Here is a 14,598-nt window from a genome sequence, read left to right on the forward strand (position 1 = left end):
ACCACAGCGGTCCCAATCTGCCGACAGGCTAACTTACTACCGATTCTGCTAGATTCCCCAGATACTTCACCTTATCTTCCATAACGAAACTTTCCTGAAGGGCAAGTGGGTTCATTTTCATTTCATAAGCAAGCAATTTCAATTGAGAGATGAATCGATCTTGTTCCATATCGTTGATGGTAAATTCCAAGCCGTACTGATAAATGTCGTTCTCGAGCTCTTGTTTCCAGACAATATATCCGGAGACATTCAGGATTCCCCCCAAAATCTCTGTCTCAAATTGGAAAATGATATCTGCATTCACTGTAAGATTTACATGAGACAAGAACCGCAGCCCTCCTGCGCTGAGATCTTCCAGAAGGACCTCTGTTTTTTCGAGATGGATTTCTCTGTCTTTCATCTTGATGATTGTCATTTGAGAACGCAAAGGATACAAGAGCGGAACCCGGAGTTGTTTCCGTCTGTTCTCAAATTCACTCGGGTCATGGATTCGATGCGGAGTCAATCGCTCTTTGGACAACAATTGATTAAACGCAGTAACCGGGACGGGTTTACTAAAAATATAGCCTTGAATCTCATCGCATCGCTGCTGTTTTAGGAATGTCAGCTGTTCGACAGTCTCAACCCCCTCGGCCACGACGCGCATCCCTAGTCCATGAGCCAAGTGGATCACCGATTTTATGACAGTGGCGCTGGAAGTATGAGTCGTTACATTTCGGATAAAGTGTCTGTCGATTTTGATCGTGTCCACCTTGAATTGGGTTAAGTAAGCGAGCGAGGAATAACCGGTCCCAAAATCATCCAGGGAGACTTTTATTCCAATCTCTTTTAATTCGGCTATGGTTGACTCCACCAGCTTTTGATTATCGAGAATGGAGGTTTCCGTAATTTCGATTTCCACCCATTCGCCTTTGATCCTTGTTTCTTTTAAGATTTGGTTCACATGTACGAGGAAGTCTTTTAGCAAAAACAGCTTGGCTGAAACATTGACTGACAGCGGGACACAGGGCATTCCTCGTTCCTGCCACGCTTGGATTTGATGACAGGCTCTGCGTATGACCCATTTCGTGAGAGGGAGAATCAGTCCTCTTTCTTCGGCTAATGGGATGAAGTCCACGGGAGATAACAGTCCCCATTCAGGGTGATTCCAACGAATCAGAGATTCCGCACCCAATACCGCCCCGGACTTGGCATCCACCCGTGGCTGATAATGCAGTTCCAATTCATTTTCATCAATTGCCTTCCGCAAGCCTTTCTCAAGTGAAAATCTTTTATAGCCGTTGATGTCCATGACGGAATGATAAATCGTATAGGTATTCCTCCCCTTTTCTTTTGAACGGTAAAGGGATACATCTGAGTTCTTCAGCAATGTCGCCGCATCTTCTCCATGCTGCGGATAAAAGCTGATGCCAATGCTGGTCGTCATGAAAATTTCAAACTCACGGATCTTGAATGGCCACTCTTCCACGCTTCGGATGATCAGCTTCGCCATCCATTCCGCTTCCTCCATCCTTTCAAAGGGGATGCGCATGACGACGCCAAATTCGTCTCCCCCGAGCCGTGCAATGGTTCCGTTATCTTTCACGCATTCAACCAATCTGGATGAAAATTCCTTGATTAATTGATCTCCGGAGCTGTGACCAAACGCATCATTCACATTTTTAAATCGGTCCATGTCCATATAGAACAGAGCAAATGAAGCCCCTTGTTCCCTTGACTGCACGATTCGTTGTTCCAGCGCGACCTCAAAAGATCTGCGATTCGGCAGTCCCGTTACGTAATCTTGAAAAGCCATTTGCTTGATCAATTCTTCATGTTTCTTTCGTTCCGTGATGTTGAATGCATATCCGATTAAGCCTTCGCTTGAAGGAATGACCCTCACTTCAAGCCATTCTTTCGTCGGTTCATAGTAATCCTCGAAAAAGACAGAGACTTGCTCTTCCATCGCTTTGTGGTAATAGTAATAAAATTTGGTATGAATCGCCTCCGGAAGCACCTCCCATAGAATATTTCCGATCAGTTGATGAAGTTCTTTATCTACATACCGCGCCATCTGTCCATTGGTATAAATGATGCGCCAATGTTTGTCCAAGATAAAGAAACCATTGGTGATATTATCGAGAATTGATTCAGCTGGAGGTAAGTGTACACCGTGCCAGTCAGCCTCGGACTCATCTAGCTTTTGAGATCCACTCATTACGTTCATCACCTTGTAGTAATTATCGTTATCCCATCTAGTTATCTATGTACTATTACCCTAAACCGCAAATTTTTACACTCCCAAAATGTGTATATTTCATCGTGAAAAATATCAAAGGCAACAGCAATCAAAGGAATTTCATCCAAGATCACTGTTGCCTTTTTCGATTCTCCTATGTACAGCTCACACCAGGCTTCGCCGGGCTCGAATTTCTTCTCGGGCTCGGTCGTTCATTCTCGCCGGACTCCATTTCGGCTCCCAGACGAGTGCCACATCGACTTCTTTGACACCTGAGACTGCGGCCGTCGCCTCTTTCACATTTTTGACGATTTCATCCGCTAATGGACATTGGGGAATCGTCAGGGTCATTTCAACGTGGGCTCGTCCAGCATCATCCACTTTTATTTCATAGACCAGCCCCAGATCGACAATATTGACTCCAACTTCCGGATCCAGCACATCCTCTAAAGCAGACCAAATCTTATCTTCGATTTTCAAGCAGAGCACCCCATCCCACCATTTGTTACCCCTTAACATCCCCCAGCCAGCACTGGTTTTATGTTGACAGGGGCATGAAAAACATGGAAACCGTACGACGACAAACTTTCTCCCCCACTTTTCATCGCTTTTTCTCCCCAAAAATATGATTGACAAGAATACGCTCATAGGCTAATATCCGATTGTAATCGCAATTGATAATGATTATCGATATTAGTAAAAGCTTATGAGGGGGGTCGTATGATAAAACGAATTCACTTGATGCTCCTGGTCTTACTGCTGTCTTTCTCGTTCGTTTCCCCATTATCTGCCCAGGCAGAAAGTCAAGCGGCTCAAAATATGAGCAAAGCAGAAGAATTTGTTGCCCAAGCGATAAGGGAAGCTGGGCTAGGAAAGCTAGCAGAAACAAAACTGTCATACCAAAAGTTCAATGAGACATGGCGTCAGATCGAGGATGGCGTAAAAGAAGAATCAGGCACGGCTTACAAAGACATCGAATCTCATATGGGCAAAGTGGTGTACGCTTTATCCAGAGAGAAAAAAGATGAAGTCGTAGAAGCATTGGAAGGTTTGAAAAATGCTACTGAAAAGTTCATCCGAGGTGAATTTCCGAAGGGTGAGCAATTCAAACAGGAGAATATCTCTCTAAGCGATTTTCTAGGGTACCTAGAAGAGACAAAAGAGAAAGCAGAAAGCGGGGCACGGCAAGAAGCGCTCGCAGGAATTGCAAAGGTAACGGAGTCTTGGCTCAGTGTGGAAGGAACAGTTGTTGCACAATCTGCACAGGTTTACAGTGATTCTGAGCGAGACATGGTCACCGTTAACGCGATGTTGGCTTCAGAGCCGCCTGATTTTCAAGGCGCCATTCAACTTTTAGACCAAATGATCCATTACCTAACCCCATTGGCGGCCAAGTCTGGCTACACAATCTGGGATGCAGCGATGATCATTATTCGAGAAGGCTTGGAGGCCTTATTGGTTGTCACCGCTTTACTCGCTTTTGTGAAAAAATCAGATCAGTCGAAGGGAAAGGGCTGGATTTGGACTGGCGTTACCGTTGGCCTGGCAGTAAGTGTTTTGCTGGCAGTCATTGTGAAGTCCGTATTTTCATCAGGAGCCTTCGGGAACAACAACGCATTGATCGCCGGTTGGACTGGTGTGATTGCTTCCGTCATGCTGCTGTATGTGAGCTACTGGCTGCACAGCCATTCGCATATCGCGGAATGGCAAAAGTTTATTCAGGCAAAGAGCCAGACAGCGCTACATACTGGAAAGCTGATCTCTCTAGGTGTGATTTCCTTCCTCGCCGTTTTCCGCGAGGGAACCGAAACGGTATTATTCTTAATTGGAATGGTCAACCAAATCAGTTTGCAGGATCTGATGATCGGCATGTTGATTGGCCTGGGATTGTTATCTGTAGTCGCTTACCTGATGTTATTTATTGGTTTGAAGCTGCCTATTCGGCCATTTTTTATGGTGTCGAGCATCATCGTCTTTTACTTGTGCATCAAGTTTACAGGAATGGGCATTCACAGCTTGCAATTAGCGGGTGTGATCCCGTCCTCGACTGTTCCTAGCATGCCGAGCATCGACTTTTTTGCCCTATATCCCTCCCTGGAAAGTACCATTCCTCAGGTGACCCTCATAGCAGCTGCTGCGGCAGTCGTACTGTGGAAAAGAATTTCGATCAATCAATCATCAACAAAAAATCACGAGCTCTCTAAGAGATAACGGGAGGACTATTCACATGAAATCTACTCGTACTTTACTCGCCTTGGCACTTGCCGGAATCATTGCTTTAACGGGTTGCGCATCCGCCAATACAACATCTTCTAACGCGACTTCAGCACCTGCTCCTGCAGCAGAAGAAAAAGCTTCTGAAATCAAAGCTGGTACTACAAAAATGCTTGAAATAACTGCTGAATTGAAAAAAGCCATTGAAGCGGGAGACGAGTCAACTGTAGTAACACTCGGTCCAAAATTCGAGGAAGCATGGGGACCCTTTGAAGATAAAGTAAAAGAGAAATACGCTGATCTTTATAAAAAAGTGGAAGATGCGCTTGATCCCACCATCGCTGGAACAGAAGCTAGTCCGCTCGATAAAGACGCTCTCGGCAAGTTTAACGAGCAATTAACTCAAGCGTTAACAGAATTAGCGGATAAAGAAAAATAAGCGAAACGAAATAGAAATGACAATTTAAAAAAGGGTATCGCCTTTAGAGCTGATACCCTTTTTGCATGCTACCTGCAGACCAGTTTCCCCAATTGCTGGCTCAGCTTTAGATTCTCCGAGGAATCAACAGGAATCTCTACCAGAACGATCTCGTTCATGCTGAGCGCTTTTTTCAATGTAGCTTCCAGTTCCGAAACGTGGTTGACACGCATGCCCGTGATGCCAAAGCTTTCGGCGAGACGCATGAAATCAGGGTTTTCAAATTCTACCCCATAGCTTGCGTCAAAACGATTTTTCAGCTTCCAGTCAATCAGTCCATACTTGGAGTCATTGAGCAAAAAGATCGTGAACGCTATTCCCAGTCGCTTCGCGGTTTCAATTTCTACGGCATTCATCAAGAAACCGCCGTCACCGTTAATGCAGATGACAGGATCTTCGGGACATGCCAGTTTGGCTCCAATCGCTCCCGGAACCGCAATGCCCATGGATGCAAAGCCGTTTGAAATGATGACGCGGTTCGGAAGCTTGGGCTGGTAATTTCGCGCGATCCAAAGTTTATGCGCCCCCACATCAGATATCACGATGGTATTGTCACTTGCCAGTCGGGAAACCGTATCCAGGATCATTCTCGGTTTGACCCTTGTGCCAGCCTCGTCCGTTGGCGTGGAGCTTTCCTCCTGGATCTGCGCTAGCTCCCGCTTCAGTTTTTGATGAAGCTCTCCCCCGGGCATCCACTCCTTCGCGCCTTTCTGATGCCCCGCCAGGTATTCCAATGCCGTCCTCAGATCCCCTACCAATTCGGCCGCCACCGGATAATGCTCGTCTACTTCAGCGGGCAGCGTATCGATATGAATGATGGGCTTGGGATTGTTTTCGTTCCAGTAGAGCGGCAAATATTCCACAAAATCGTAGCCGATCGCAATGATCAAATCCGCCTCATGAATCCCGCACAATACATAATCCTTCATTTGCAATCCAACCGTGTACATGTTCAATGGGTGATCGGGAGGCAGCACTCCTTTTGCCATGAACGTATGGGCTACCGGAACCTTCAGCGACTCTGCAAATGCCTGCAATTCTTTGGATGCCTGCTGCCTGATCACACCGTTCCCCGCAATGATGAACGGCTTTTGACTGGAAGCGATCAGCTCCAGAGCCTTTTCCATGCTGGTTACACTCGGGACGGATCGCGGCAGCTCTGTTTTGGGGAGGGCCGTCTTGTCGATGTCATCTGCTGCGAGATCCTCCGGAAGCTCGATATGAACGGCTCCCGGCTTCTCCATTTCCGCCAGTTTAAAAGCTTTCCGGACGATTTCCGCGATGGTCTCCGGCCGCTTTACCTGGATCGACCATTTGGTCACAGGTGTAAACATCGCCACTACATCAATGTATTGATGCGATTCTTTATGCATCCTCTCCAAACCGGCTTGTCCCGTAATCGCGACCACAGGGGCATGATCGAGATTGGCGTCGCCTATGCCGGTAAGCAAATTGGTGGCTCCCGGTCCCAACGTTGCGAGGCATACTCCTGCCTTCCCGGTTAACCTTCCGTATACGTCAGCCATGAAAGCCGCCCCTTGCTCATGCCTGACAGCCACAAATTGAATTTGGTCAGAGGAAGCTAATGAATGAACAAAATCGATATTTTCTTCCCCCGGGATTCCAAATATGTACCGTACCCCTTCGTTTTCCAGACACATGACCATCAAATCCGTCGCCTTCATCAATTCACCCCCAAAATGGATTTAACGCCAATGGAAACTCACAAACTTTTCCTCCATCATATCCATCATCGCAAATTTGACGCCTTCTCTGCCTGTCCCGCTGTCTTTGATACCGCCATACGGCATGTGATCCAAGCGGTAGGTCGGGATGTCATTGATCAGGACCCCACCCGTTTCAATCTCATGGATACACGTAAATGCACGATGGATGTCATGGGTGTACACGCCAGCATTCAGTCCGTAGCGCGAATCATTGACCCGCTGGATTGCCTCCTCTAAGCTTTCAAACGGCATGACGCTTACGACCGGCCCGAACACTTCTTCCTGGATGACCTTGGCCTCGTGGGGGACATCTGTCAAGATGGCAGGGATCATGATCGGTCCCTCCACCTCTCCCCCGCACTCCACCTTCGCACCCAGCTCTACGGCCTCCGAAATCCAGGAAACCAATCGATCCAGCGAATCCTTGTTGATCACCGCCGTAATATCCGTTTTTTCATCAAAGGGGGATCCCGCTACCAGCTGCTTGGTACGGGCAACCATTTTGCCCAGGAACGTTTCATACAAGGAGCGGTGCACATAGATCCGCTGGATGGAGATGCAGACCTGTCCGTTGTACGAAAACGCCCCCTGTACGACTCGGTCCATAATGGCGTCGACATCCACTCCTTCATCTACAATAAGGGCTGAATTGGAACCCAGCTCTAATGTTACTTTGCGAAATTCCGCCAGCTTGCGGATTTCCTTCCCCACTTTGGGGCTCCCGGTAAACGTAATGTTCTTGACGTACGGGTGCGTGTTCAGAACAGGCCCCAATTCTGGCCCCAACCCGGTAATGATATTGAGTACGCCATCCGGCAATCCCGCCTCTTGAAAAAGCTCTGCAAGATAGAGAGAGCTGAGTGGCGTTTTTTCTGCCGGTTTCAATACGATCGAATTGCCTGCTGCTATCGCCGGTCCTACTTTGTGAGCGACCAGATTAAAGGGAAAGTTAAACGGAGTAATCGCCGACACCACGCCCATAGGCACTCTCATCGTGAAACCGACTCGATTTTCCCCTCCGATCGCCGCATCCATCGGAATTCGCTCTCCGTATATCCGTTTGGCTTCTTCGGCTGCAAATTGGTACGTCTGAATGGTACGCAGGATTTCTGTACGAGCTGCTTTGATCGGCTTTGCCGCCTCCGAGGCAATAATTTGCGCGGCTTCTTCCTTTCTTTGCTCCAAAAGCTGAACGGCCTTCGCTAGAATCTGAGCTCTTTCATAAGCGGGTACGCGCTTGAATTCCTGAAAAGCGGAATGTGCCCCTTCAATGGCTTTTTTTGCATCCTCTGTCGTTGCTTGCGCGATATGAGCGATGATCTCTCCCGAATGAGGAGAGTGCAAAGGTTCGTACTTCTCACCTTCTACCCACTTTCCATTGATCCACAGATGCCATTTTTTCATTACAGTCTCTCCCTTTCGTCGGACTGACAGAAACCGCCATGTGAAACAGTCGGCATTAGTGTTTCTATTGCATCCATTTTTATGTAGGAGTTTCCCAATAAAAAAGACTGTCAGTGGCGCGGTCCTTTTCAGACCAACCAATGACAGCCCTTTTTAAAGTTCTTTTAATCCCAAGCAAAACGCTGTTCTTTCCACGGATCTCCGTACATGTTGTACCCATTCTTCTCCCAGAAGCCCTGCTTGTCTTTCTCCAAAAACTCGATTCCGCGCACCCACTTGGCGCTCTTCCAGAAGTAGAGGTGGGGAATGACAAAGCGCAGCGGCCAGCCATGGTCAGGCGTCAGCTCTTGCCCATTGTGCTTGTTGGCAAACAGATTGCCCGGGGTCATGAAGTCCTTGAGCGGAACATTGGCTGTCCAGCCGTGCTCCGCGTGCAGCATGACGTATTTTGCTTCCGGCTTCACTTTCACCAGCTTCAGTACTTCCTCCACCGGGATGCCTTCCCACTCGTTGTCGAGCTTGCTCCAGCCCGTCACGCAATGGATGTCATTGGTCGCGTTCCCTTTTGGCAAGGCCATCATTTGCTCGTAGGAAAGCGTGACTTCTTCTTCTATCAAGCCAAAAATCCGGAAGCTCCACTCCGTGGACAAATCCGTATACGCCGGTACATCACCGTAATGGAGCACCGGAAAGCCCGTCGTTTGCTTTTGATTCGGCGGGATGCGGTCACGCTGCGCATTCGTTGCCTGATTGAAAAACATGGAATCCCACTCCTCGCTGTCAGTATTCTTCTGTTCTTCTTACCATATCCTGCACAAACCCGCAAGCAGATTTGCACACTGGGGTAACTGAGGAAATGGCTGAACAAAAACCCCCGCTCTTTGGCGAGGGTTTCCTGCTTACTGCTGCTTTATTTCCCTACGCGCAGCAGGGCATGATCCACCTTGATGCACAGGTCATTGATGACCGCGATGCCCTCTGCGCTGATCATGGCAGCGGCTTCATCATTGGAGATCCCTTGCTGCATCCAGAATGCTTTTGGCTTGTGCTTCATTTTCTTGGTATCCTCGGCAACCGGCACGATGTCCTCGCTCTTGCGGAAAATGTCGACGATATCGACTGGCTCGTCGATTTCCGCCAGGCTCGCGACGACTTTCTCGCCCAGAACCGTTTCCCCTGCGATGACAGGGTTCACCGGAATGATTCGGTAACCTGCATGCTGCATGGCGTCTGCGATCATGTAGCTGGTGCGGTCCGGCTTGTTGGAGAGACCTACGACAGCAATGGTCTTCGCTTCCTCCAGAAGCTGGCGGCGTACTTCGTTACTTGGATTTTGCACCATATTTCAACACTCCTTATGGAATTAGGATTGGCTGCGGTTCGATACAAATTGAACGAGTGTGCGGGTCATGACACCCGTACCTCCGGAAGGCTGCATATCGCCTGTATTGGCATTGTAGGCTGTCCCTGCGATATCGAGATGGACCCATGGTGTATCTCCCACGAATTCCTGCAGGAACACGCCTCCGATAATGCCGTGTCCATAGCGTCCGCCGGAGTTTTTCAGATCGGCGAAACGGCTCTTGTTGAGCTCCCGGTACTCATCGAATGTCGGCAGCTGCCACAGTCGCTCGCCTGCTACATCAGCGGCATTCAAGAGTTCATCCATGAGCGCTTTGTCATTCGTCATCGCGCCAGAGCAGTAGTGACCCAGTGCCACGACGATGCCTCCGGTCAAGGTAGCCGCATCTACCAGACACGTCACACCTTGTTTTTTCGCATAGGTAATGCAATCCGCCAACACCAAGCGGCCTTCCGCATCCGTCGTGATGATTTCCACGGTCTTGCCGCTCATGGTCGTGATGACGTCGCCCGGACGGAATGCGGTGCCGGACGGCATGTTTTCAACGGTGCCGATCACAGCCAGCACATTTGCTTTCGGCTTGATTTGACCCAGAGCCTCGAGGGTACCGATCATCGCAGCGGCTCCACCCATGTCCGATTTCATGTCTTCCATTCCGGCTACCGGCTTGATGGAGATCCCGCCTGTGTCAAACGTTACCCCTTTTCCGATCAGGCCAATCACGTCATCCCAGGTTTCTCTTCCCTGATACTTGACGGCAACCACGTACGGCTCGAGCTCGCTTCCTTTGGCGACAGACAGTACACCGCCCATGCCCAGCTCTTCCAGCTTGGCCTGATCCAGCACTTCCACTGTCATTCCATAGCGGTTGGCCACGTCTACGGCTGCGTCCTTCAGTGCGCGCGGTGTCAAATAGTTGGCTGGCTCATTCACCAGGGTGCGTGCCAGATTGGTACCCGACACTAACGCACGGCCAACATGCACGCCTGCTTGCACCAATTCCTCTGCGTCGTCGGCAGCCAGCACGCGGACAGATGCGACAGGGGCCGTCTCGCGCTTCGGCTTTTGGCGGTAGCCTTCGTAGTGATAACCCGCCAAACCGAACGCTTCCGCCACGGCTTGCGCCAAACGGTCTGCTGCCAGCTTATCTGTTGTCGGCAGATCGATCGCCACGGTTTTGCCGCTTCCTTTGGATACGACGGTCTTGGCCGCGCGTCCCCATGCATTGCGGGCTGCTACAAAATCAAATTTCTCCGGCGCCCCCATGCCCACGACGACCAGCTTTTTCGCAGCCAGCTTGCCCATGCCATGGACGACGGCGACAGCCTTTGCATCCCCGCTGATTTCTTTTTCCTCCTGCAGTACACTCAGGCTGCCTCCGAAGGCTTGCTCCAGCTCAGGGTATACCTGCGCCAGCTCCTCCCCTTTCCACAACGGGACAATCAATTCATCACACATGATATTCACGAGTGGGGTCCGTTTTTCTACGGTTACTTCCATATACTCTTCCCTCTTTCTCTGTGATAGGATACAATTATGTGCACATTTGTGGTTTTCCACGTATGTTCGCTCACGATGTGTCGATTCGCAAACGCAAAGACGGAAACGCCATGGCTTTGGCTTTCGCATGGGGAATCTCGTCAACTTCTGGCAGGGCACTCTCGCAGGCTTCTATGTATTCGATGACTCCTTTTACATCGAGCCCCCAATGGACGGGACCGTAACGGAGCAGGTACTTTCGCGCGTTGCCAAACATCCAGCGAGCGCCTTTGATATTGCCGTATTCCCGATGATACAGGCCGACAGCCATTTGCAAGAGCCCTTGCAGGAACTTGTCGGATTTGTTTTCCATCCAGATCTCTTCCAGCAGATCATGGCATTCGTAGTACTCACCTTCATTGAATTTTTCAATGAACTGAAGATACTGTCCGGGATACCGCATGGATTCACACCTTCCGTTTCACCGTTACAAAAACAAAAAATGAGCTTTGTGAAATGCTTCATGAAGCTGCATCTGTAAAGCTGCTGCGAGAAGGGATTCGATTTGGAATTTTCCTTCGAGGGACTGCTTTACTTAATGGTATCACAGATTGGCAGTCCGTAAAATCCAAACGAAAACTTCACGGATGGATACAACGCCCTTCTGTTACAATAAAACGAAAGAAGCGTACAGTAGAAAGGAATGGATTTTCCGTGGCGGATATTTTTGAAAACTTCCCCTTATGGGCTGCGCTGCTTGCCATAGGAATCGCCCAATTTATCAAAATTCCCCTCAATTATTTCGCTACCAAAACATGGCAATGGTCGCTGATGTTGAGTACCGGCGGCATGCCTAGTTCGCACTCTTCGGCCGTAACCGCTCTCTCGACTGCGGTGGGCCTTCGTGAAGGCTTTTCCAGCAATATGTTCGCGATCTCGGCCATCCTCGGCGTCATCGTGATGTTCGATGCGGCAGGCGTACGCCGCCATGCCGGCATGCAGGCAGTGGTATTGAACAAGCTGGTCGACGAATTCAACCACCTCCTGGAAGGCATGAAATCGCTCAAGGTTCGTCCGAATCAGGAAAAAGCAAAGAAATTGAAGGAGCTGCTCGGGCATCAGCCGATTGAAGTCCTGATCGGCGGCTGGCTGGGAATCATGATCGCGCTCCTCGTTCATCCGTTTTTCTGAGGCTTCTTCATAAGGGGGACTTGGCATGCGCATCGTATCCATCTGTCCGAGCAATACGGAGATCCTCTATTACCTGGGACTCGGTGATCAGGTCGTCGGTCTGGACGATCACTCCGATTGGCCAGAGGAATGGCAGCACTTGTCGAAAGTAGGACCGGACCTGACGATCGATCTGGATCGGGTCGCGGCTCTCAAGCCGGATCTGGTCGTCGCCTCCCTCAGCGTTCCGGGCATGGAAGCAAATGTGGAGGCTTTGCAAGCACGCGGAATGCCCCACATCGTCCTCAACCCGTCACGGATCAAGGACATTGCCGCAGATATTCGGCTGGTAGGGGAAGCGACGGGCGTACACAAGCGGGCGGAGCAGCTCGCCGCTCATTTTGACGAAAGAATAGAAACCATCCGACAGCATTCTAGCCAGTATACATACAAACCCAAGCTGTACTGGGAGTGGTGGCCCAATCCGATCTACACGCCCGGCGGTGAAAACTGGCTCACCGATGTGAGTGAAATCGCCGGTGCGATCAATGTGTTTCGCGATTATCCCGTCGCAAATGTAAAAGCGACACGCGAGATGGTCGGGCAGCGAGATCCTGATCACATTTGCGTCGTCTGGTGCGGCATCGAGCTTCGCCGCATCAAGCCTGCCATGATTACCGAGCGGCCGGAATGGCAGGAGATGACCGCCATCCGCTGCAATCAGGTCCATCTTCTCGAAGAAGGGCTGTACTGCCGCCCCTCTCCGCGGATTCTCGACGGGCTGGAAAAGCTCGTGGCCCTCATTCATCCAGAGAAATAAGAAAAACGTTCAGAGCATGCCATCGCTCTGAACGTTTTTTCATTTCTTCTTTCATGCCGCCTACGCAGCATCTTTGGTTTGCTTTTGCTATTCACTTTTGTGTGTTAATTTGTGACTTCTGCCATCGCAGCGATCCCTTTCTGATTCAGGCTATTCAAAAGGGCTTCCGTCAGCTTTCCATCACCGCGCCGTACGACATAGACATCCAGGGATTTTTTCCCCCATTGCTTGAATACATCTTGTTTGGTTTCAAAATACAGGTCAATCTTATGTCCGCGAATCGCTCCGCCCTTGTCTGCCACGACCCCGTAGCCGTAGCCCGGAATGTACAGCACCGTTCCGATTGGAAAGATGTTGAGGTCGGCCGCAATCGTCGAATAATCATCTCTTCGCACTTTGACGCCTGAATATGTGATTCCATAGGACGGATGTGACGGATTTTTTCCCGTCGACTCGAACCCGGCGTAATAGCCTGTCGCTACCACACGCACTTTTGGATATTGATCCAGGAGTGCGTCGTTTTTATCGATGACTTGAGTGAATGAGCTGGCCGAGACGGTCCGTTTTTTGACCACTCTCTGCCCCTCTTTGGTTTCCCTGATTCCAAATGCAGCCTGGATGCTGCGATCTCCAACTGCATTGTAGCCGTATCCATCGCTCGCAAATCCCGTCAGCACCATGATGAGCAGAGCGATGAAACTCACTGACAGCTTTCCATTCATTTCTGGTAAACCTCCTCTCGGTTCTAGTCATGTCCCGAAGAGGAGGAAACTATACACAAATTTTGGATGGTTTCAGAAAAATTCAGTATGTTAGATGTTTACGGAATGTTTACAGCTCTGTTCGAAGGCTCCAAAGCTCAGGGAAAAAACGATGATCCAGCGCCCTCCGCAAATAGGCGACACCGGCAGAACCGCCCGTTCCCTGCTTTTGTCCGATGATGCGCTCGACGGTCGTCATGTGGTTGAAACGCCATTGCTGCTGTTGACTCGCGATGTCCACCAGCTTCTCCGCAAGCTCATACAGATCCCAGTACCGTTTCACATCCCGGTAAACGGTCAGCCATGCCTGCTCGACACTGGCATTCGGCTGGTAAGGCTGCGACCAGTCTCGGTCCAGACATTCCGGATCGACCGGCAAGCCTCGGACTGCCATCGCCATAATGGCTGCATCGTATATGCTGGGCTCCTGCAGAGCCTGCGTCAATTGTGCGTAAAGCTCAGGCTGATGCTGATACACGGCGAGCACGTGCGCGTTCTTGAAGCCGAGGGTAAATTCAATCAGACGGTTTTGATAGGACTGGAAGCCGGAGGAATGCCCCAGTTTGTCTCTGAATTTCAAGTAATCAGCCGGTGTCAGCGTCGAGAGGACGTCCCATGACTTGATCAGCTGCTGCTGGATCCGGGAGACCCGTGCGAACATTTTAAAGGCTGGCTCCAGATCATTGCTCCGTATGCACTCCATAGCTGCCGCCAGCTCGTGCCGGATCTGCTTCATCCACAATTCACTCACCTGATGGATGATGATGAAGAGCATTTCATCATGCTCGTCAGACTGTCTCACTTGGCTCGACAGGATCTTATCTAGCTGCAGGTAGTCTCCATAGGTCATTTCCTTTGCAAAGTCGGTATGAATATCCTTATCCAGCGCTGACTGCTTGTGGTTTTGATCATGACTCTGTGGCATATGAGACATCGTGAGTAACCCCTCTCTTTACTTTCGGCT

14 protein-coding genes are annotated in these 14,598 nt (G+C 49.9%); 4 read left to right on the plus strand and 10 right to left on the minus strand.

Going from position 1 to position 14,598, the window contains the following annotated elements:
* Positions 1–28 precede the first annotated feature (28 nt).
* Both JNE38_RS25545 and JNE38_RS25550 read right to left on the minus strand, forming a co-directional pair.
* A complete protein-coding gene (locus JNE38_RS25545; RefSeq protein WP_203353873.1) occupies positions 29–2,197 on the minus strand; it encodes an EAL domain-containing protein in 2,169 nt (722 codons plus the stop codon).
* A 186-nt stretch (positions 2,198–2,383) separates the two neighbouring features.
* The gene (locus JNE38_RS25550) at positions 2,384–2,698 is read right to left on the minus strand and encodes a metal-sulfur cluster assembly factor (protein WP_203353874.1); all 315 of its coding nucleotides are present in this window, start codon (positions 2,696–2,698) and stop codon (positions 2,384–2,386) included.
* 339 nt (positions 2,699–3,037) lie between these two features.
* On the opposite strand from JNE38_RS25550, the gene JNE38_RS25555 reads away from it, so the two are divergent.
* Both JNE38_RS25555 and JNE38_RS25560 read left to right on the plus strand, forming a co-directional pair.
* Positions 3,038–4,429 (plus strand): FTR1 family iron permease, encoded by a 1,392-nt coding sequence (locus JNE38_RS25555; protein WP_238933466.1) that lies wholly within the window; start codon positions 3,038–3,040, stop codon positions 4,427–4,429.
* Between the two features lie 16 nt (positions 4,430–4,445).
* The gene (locus JNE38_RS25560) at positions 4,446–4,871 is read left to right on the plus strand and encodes a hypothetical protein (protein WP_203353876.1); all 426 of its coding nucleotides are present in this window, start codon (positions 4,446–4,448) and stop codon (positions 4,869–4,871) included.
* A gap of 68 nt (positions 4,872–4,939) precedes the next feature.
* Here JNE38_RS25560 and JNE38_RS25565 read toward each other — a convergent pair whose 3' ends face one another.
* The 6 genes from JNE38_RS25565 to JNE38_RS25590 form a co-directional block, all read right to left on the minus strand.
* A complete protein-coding gene (locus JNE38_RS25565) occupies positions 4,940–6,595 on the minus strand; it encodes an acetolactate synthase large subunit (RefSeq protein WP_203353877.1) in 1,656 nt (551 codons plus the stop codon).
* A 21-nt stretch (positions 6,596–6,616) separates the two neighbouring features.
* Positions 6,617–8,041: an aldehyde dehydrogenase family protein gene (locus JNE38_RS25570; protein WP_203353878.1), complete on the minus strand. Its 1,425-nt coding sequence runs from the start codon at positions 8,039–8,041 to the stop codon at positions 6,617–6,619.
* A gap of 164 nt (positions 8,042–8,205) precedes the next feature.
* On the minus strand, positions 8,206–8,802 hold the full coding sequence (locus JNE38_RS25575) for a sulfite oxidase-like oxidoreductase (protein WP_203353879.1): 597 nt from the start codon (positions 8,800–8,802) through the stop codon (positions 8,206–8,208).
* A gap of 149 nt (positions 8,803–8,951) precedes the next feature.
* Complete coding sequence (locus JNE38_RS25580; RefSeq protein ID WP_203353880.1) at positions 8,952–9,383, minus strand: CoA-binding protein; 432 nt, start codon at positions 9,381–9,383, stop codon at positions 8,952–8,954.
* Between the two features lie 21 nt (positions 9,384–9,404).
* Positions 9,405–10,904, minus strand: coding sequence for a leucyl aminopeptidase (locus tag JNE38_RS25585; protein WP_203353881.1), 1,500 nt, complete (start codon positions 10,902–10,904; stop codon positions 9,405–9,407).
* A gap of 70 nt (positions 10,905–10,974) precedes the next feature.
* Positions 10,975–11,346 (minus strand): DUF309 domain-containing protein, encoded by a 372-nt coding sequence (locus JNE38_RS25590; RefSeq protein ID WP_203353882.1) that lies wholly within the window; start codon positions 11,344–11,346, stop codon positions 10,975–10,977.
* 251 nt (positions 11,347–11,597) lie between these two features.
* Here JNE38_RS25590 and JNE38_RS25595 point away from each other — a divergent pair, with 251 nt between their 5' ends.
* Entirely contained in the window at positions 11,598–12,074 is a 477-nt protein-coding gene (locus tag JNE38_RS25595; protein ID WP_203353883.1) for a divergent PAP2 family protein, read from the plus strand.
* 25 nt (positions 12,075–12,099) lie between these two features.
* On the plus strand, positions 12,100–12,873 hold the full coding sequence (locus JNE38_RS25600) for a cobalamin-binding protein (protein ID WP_203353884.1): 774 nt from the start codon (positions 12,100–12,102) through the stop codon (positions 12,871–12,873).
* Between the two features lie 104 nt (positions 12,874–12,977).
* Here the strand turns inward: JNE38_RS25600 and JNE38_RS25605 are convergent, their stop codons facing one another.
* A complete protein-coding gene (locus tag JNE38_RS25605; RefSeq protein ID WP_203353885.1) occupies positions 12,978–13,595 on the minus strand; it encodes a 3D domain-containing protein in 618 nt (205 codons plus the stop codon).
* 109 nt (positions 13,596–13,704) lie between these two features.
* A complete protein-coding gene (gene kynA / locus JNE38_RS25610; protein ID WP_203357744.1) occupies positions 13,705–14,559 on the minus strand; it encodes a tryptophan 2,3-dioxygenase in 855 nt (284 codons plus the stop codon).
* Between the last annotated feature and the right edge of the window lie 39 nt (positions 14,560–14,598).

It is taken from the genome of Brevibacillus choshinensis (assembly GCF_016811915.1).
Taxonomy (GTDB): domain Bacteria; phylum Bacillota; class Bacilli; order Brevibacillales; family Brevibacillaceae; genus Brevibacillus; species Brevibacillus choshinensis_A.

Coding starts and splice junctions, on each gene's coding strand:
- JNE38_RS25545 (WP_203353873.1), bottom strand. CDS start 2,197: ATGAGTGGATCTCAAAAGCTAGATGAGTCCGAGGCTGACTGGCACGGT.
- JNE38_RS25555 (WP_238933466.1), top strand. CDS start 3,038: ATGAGCAAAGCAGAAGAATTTGTTGCCCAAGCGATAAGGGAAGCTGGG.
- JNE38_RS25560 (WP_203353876.1), top strand. CDS start 4,446: ATGAAATCTACTCGTACTTTACTCGCCTTGGCACTTGCCGGAATCATT.
- JNE38_RS25565 (WP_203353877.1), bottom strand. CDS start 6,595: ATGAAGGCGACGGATTTGATGGTCATGTGTCTGGAAAACGAAGGGGTA.
- JNE38_RS25570 (WP_203353878.1), bottom strand. CDS start 8,041: ATGAAAAAATGGCATCTGTGGATCAATGGAAAGTGGGTAGAAGGTGAG.
- JNE38_RS25575 (WP_203353879.1), bottom strand. CDS start 8,802: ATGTTTTTCAATCAGGCAACGAATGCGCAGCGTGACCGCATCCCGCCG.
- JNE38_RS25580 (WP_203353880.1), bottom strand. CDS start 9,383: ATGGTGCAAAATCCAAGTAACGAAGTACGCCGCCAGCTTCTGGAGGAA.
- JNE38_RS25585 (WP_203353881.1), bottom strand. CDS start 10,904: ATGGAAGTAACCGTAGAAAAACGGACCCCACTCGTGAATATCATGTGT.
- JNE38_RS25590 (WP_203353882.1), bottom strand. CDS start 11,346: ATGCGGTATCCCGGACAGTATCTTCAGTTCATTGAAAAATTCAATGAA.
- JNE38_RS25600 (WP_203353884.1), top strand. CDS start 12,100: ATGCGCATCGTATCCATCTGTCCGAGCAATACGGAGATCCTCTATTAC.
- JNE38_RS25605 (WP_203353885.1), bottom strand. CDS start 13,595: ATGAATGGAAAGCTGTCAGTGAGTTTCATCGCTCTGCTCATCATGGTG.
- kynA (WP_203357744.1), bottom strand. CDS start 14,559: ATGCCACAGAGTCATGATCAAAACCACAAGCAGTCAGCGCTGGATAAG.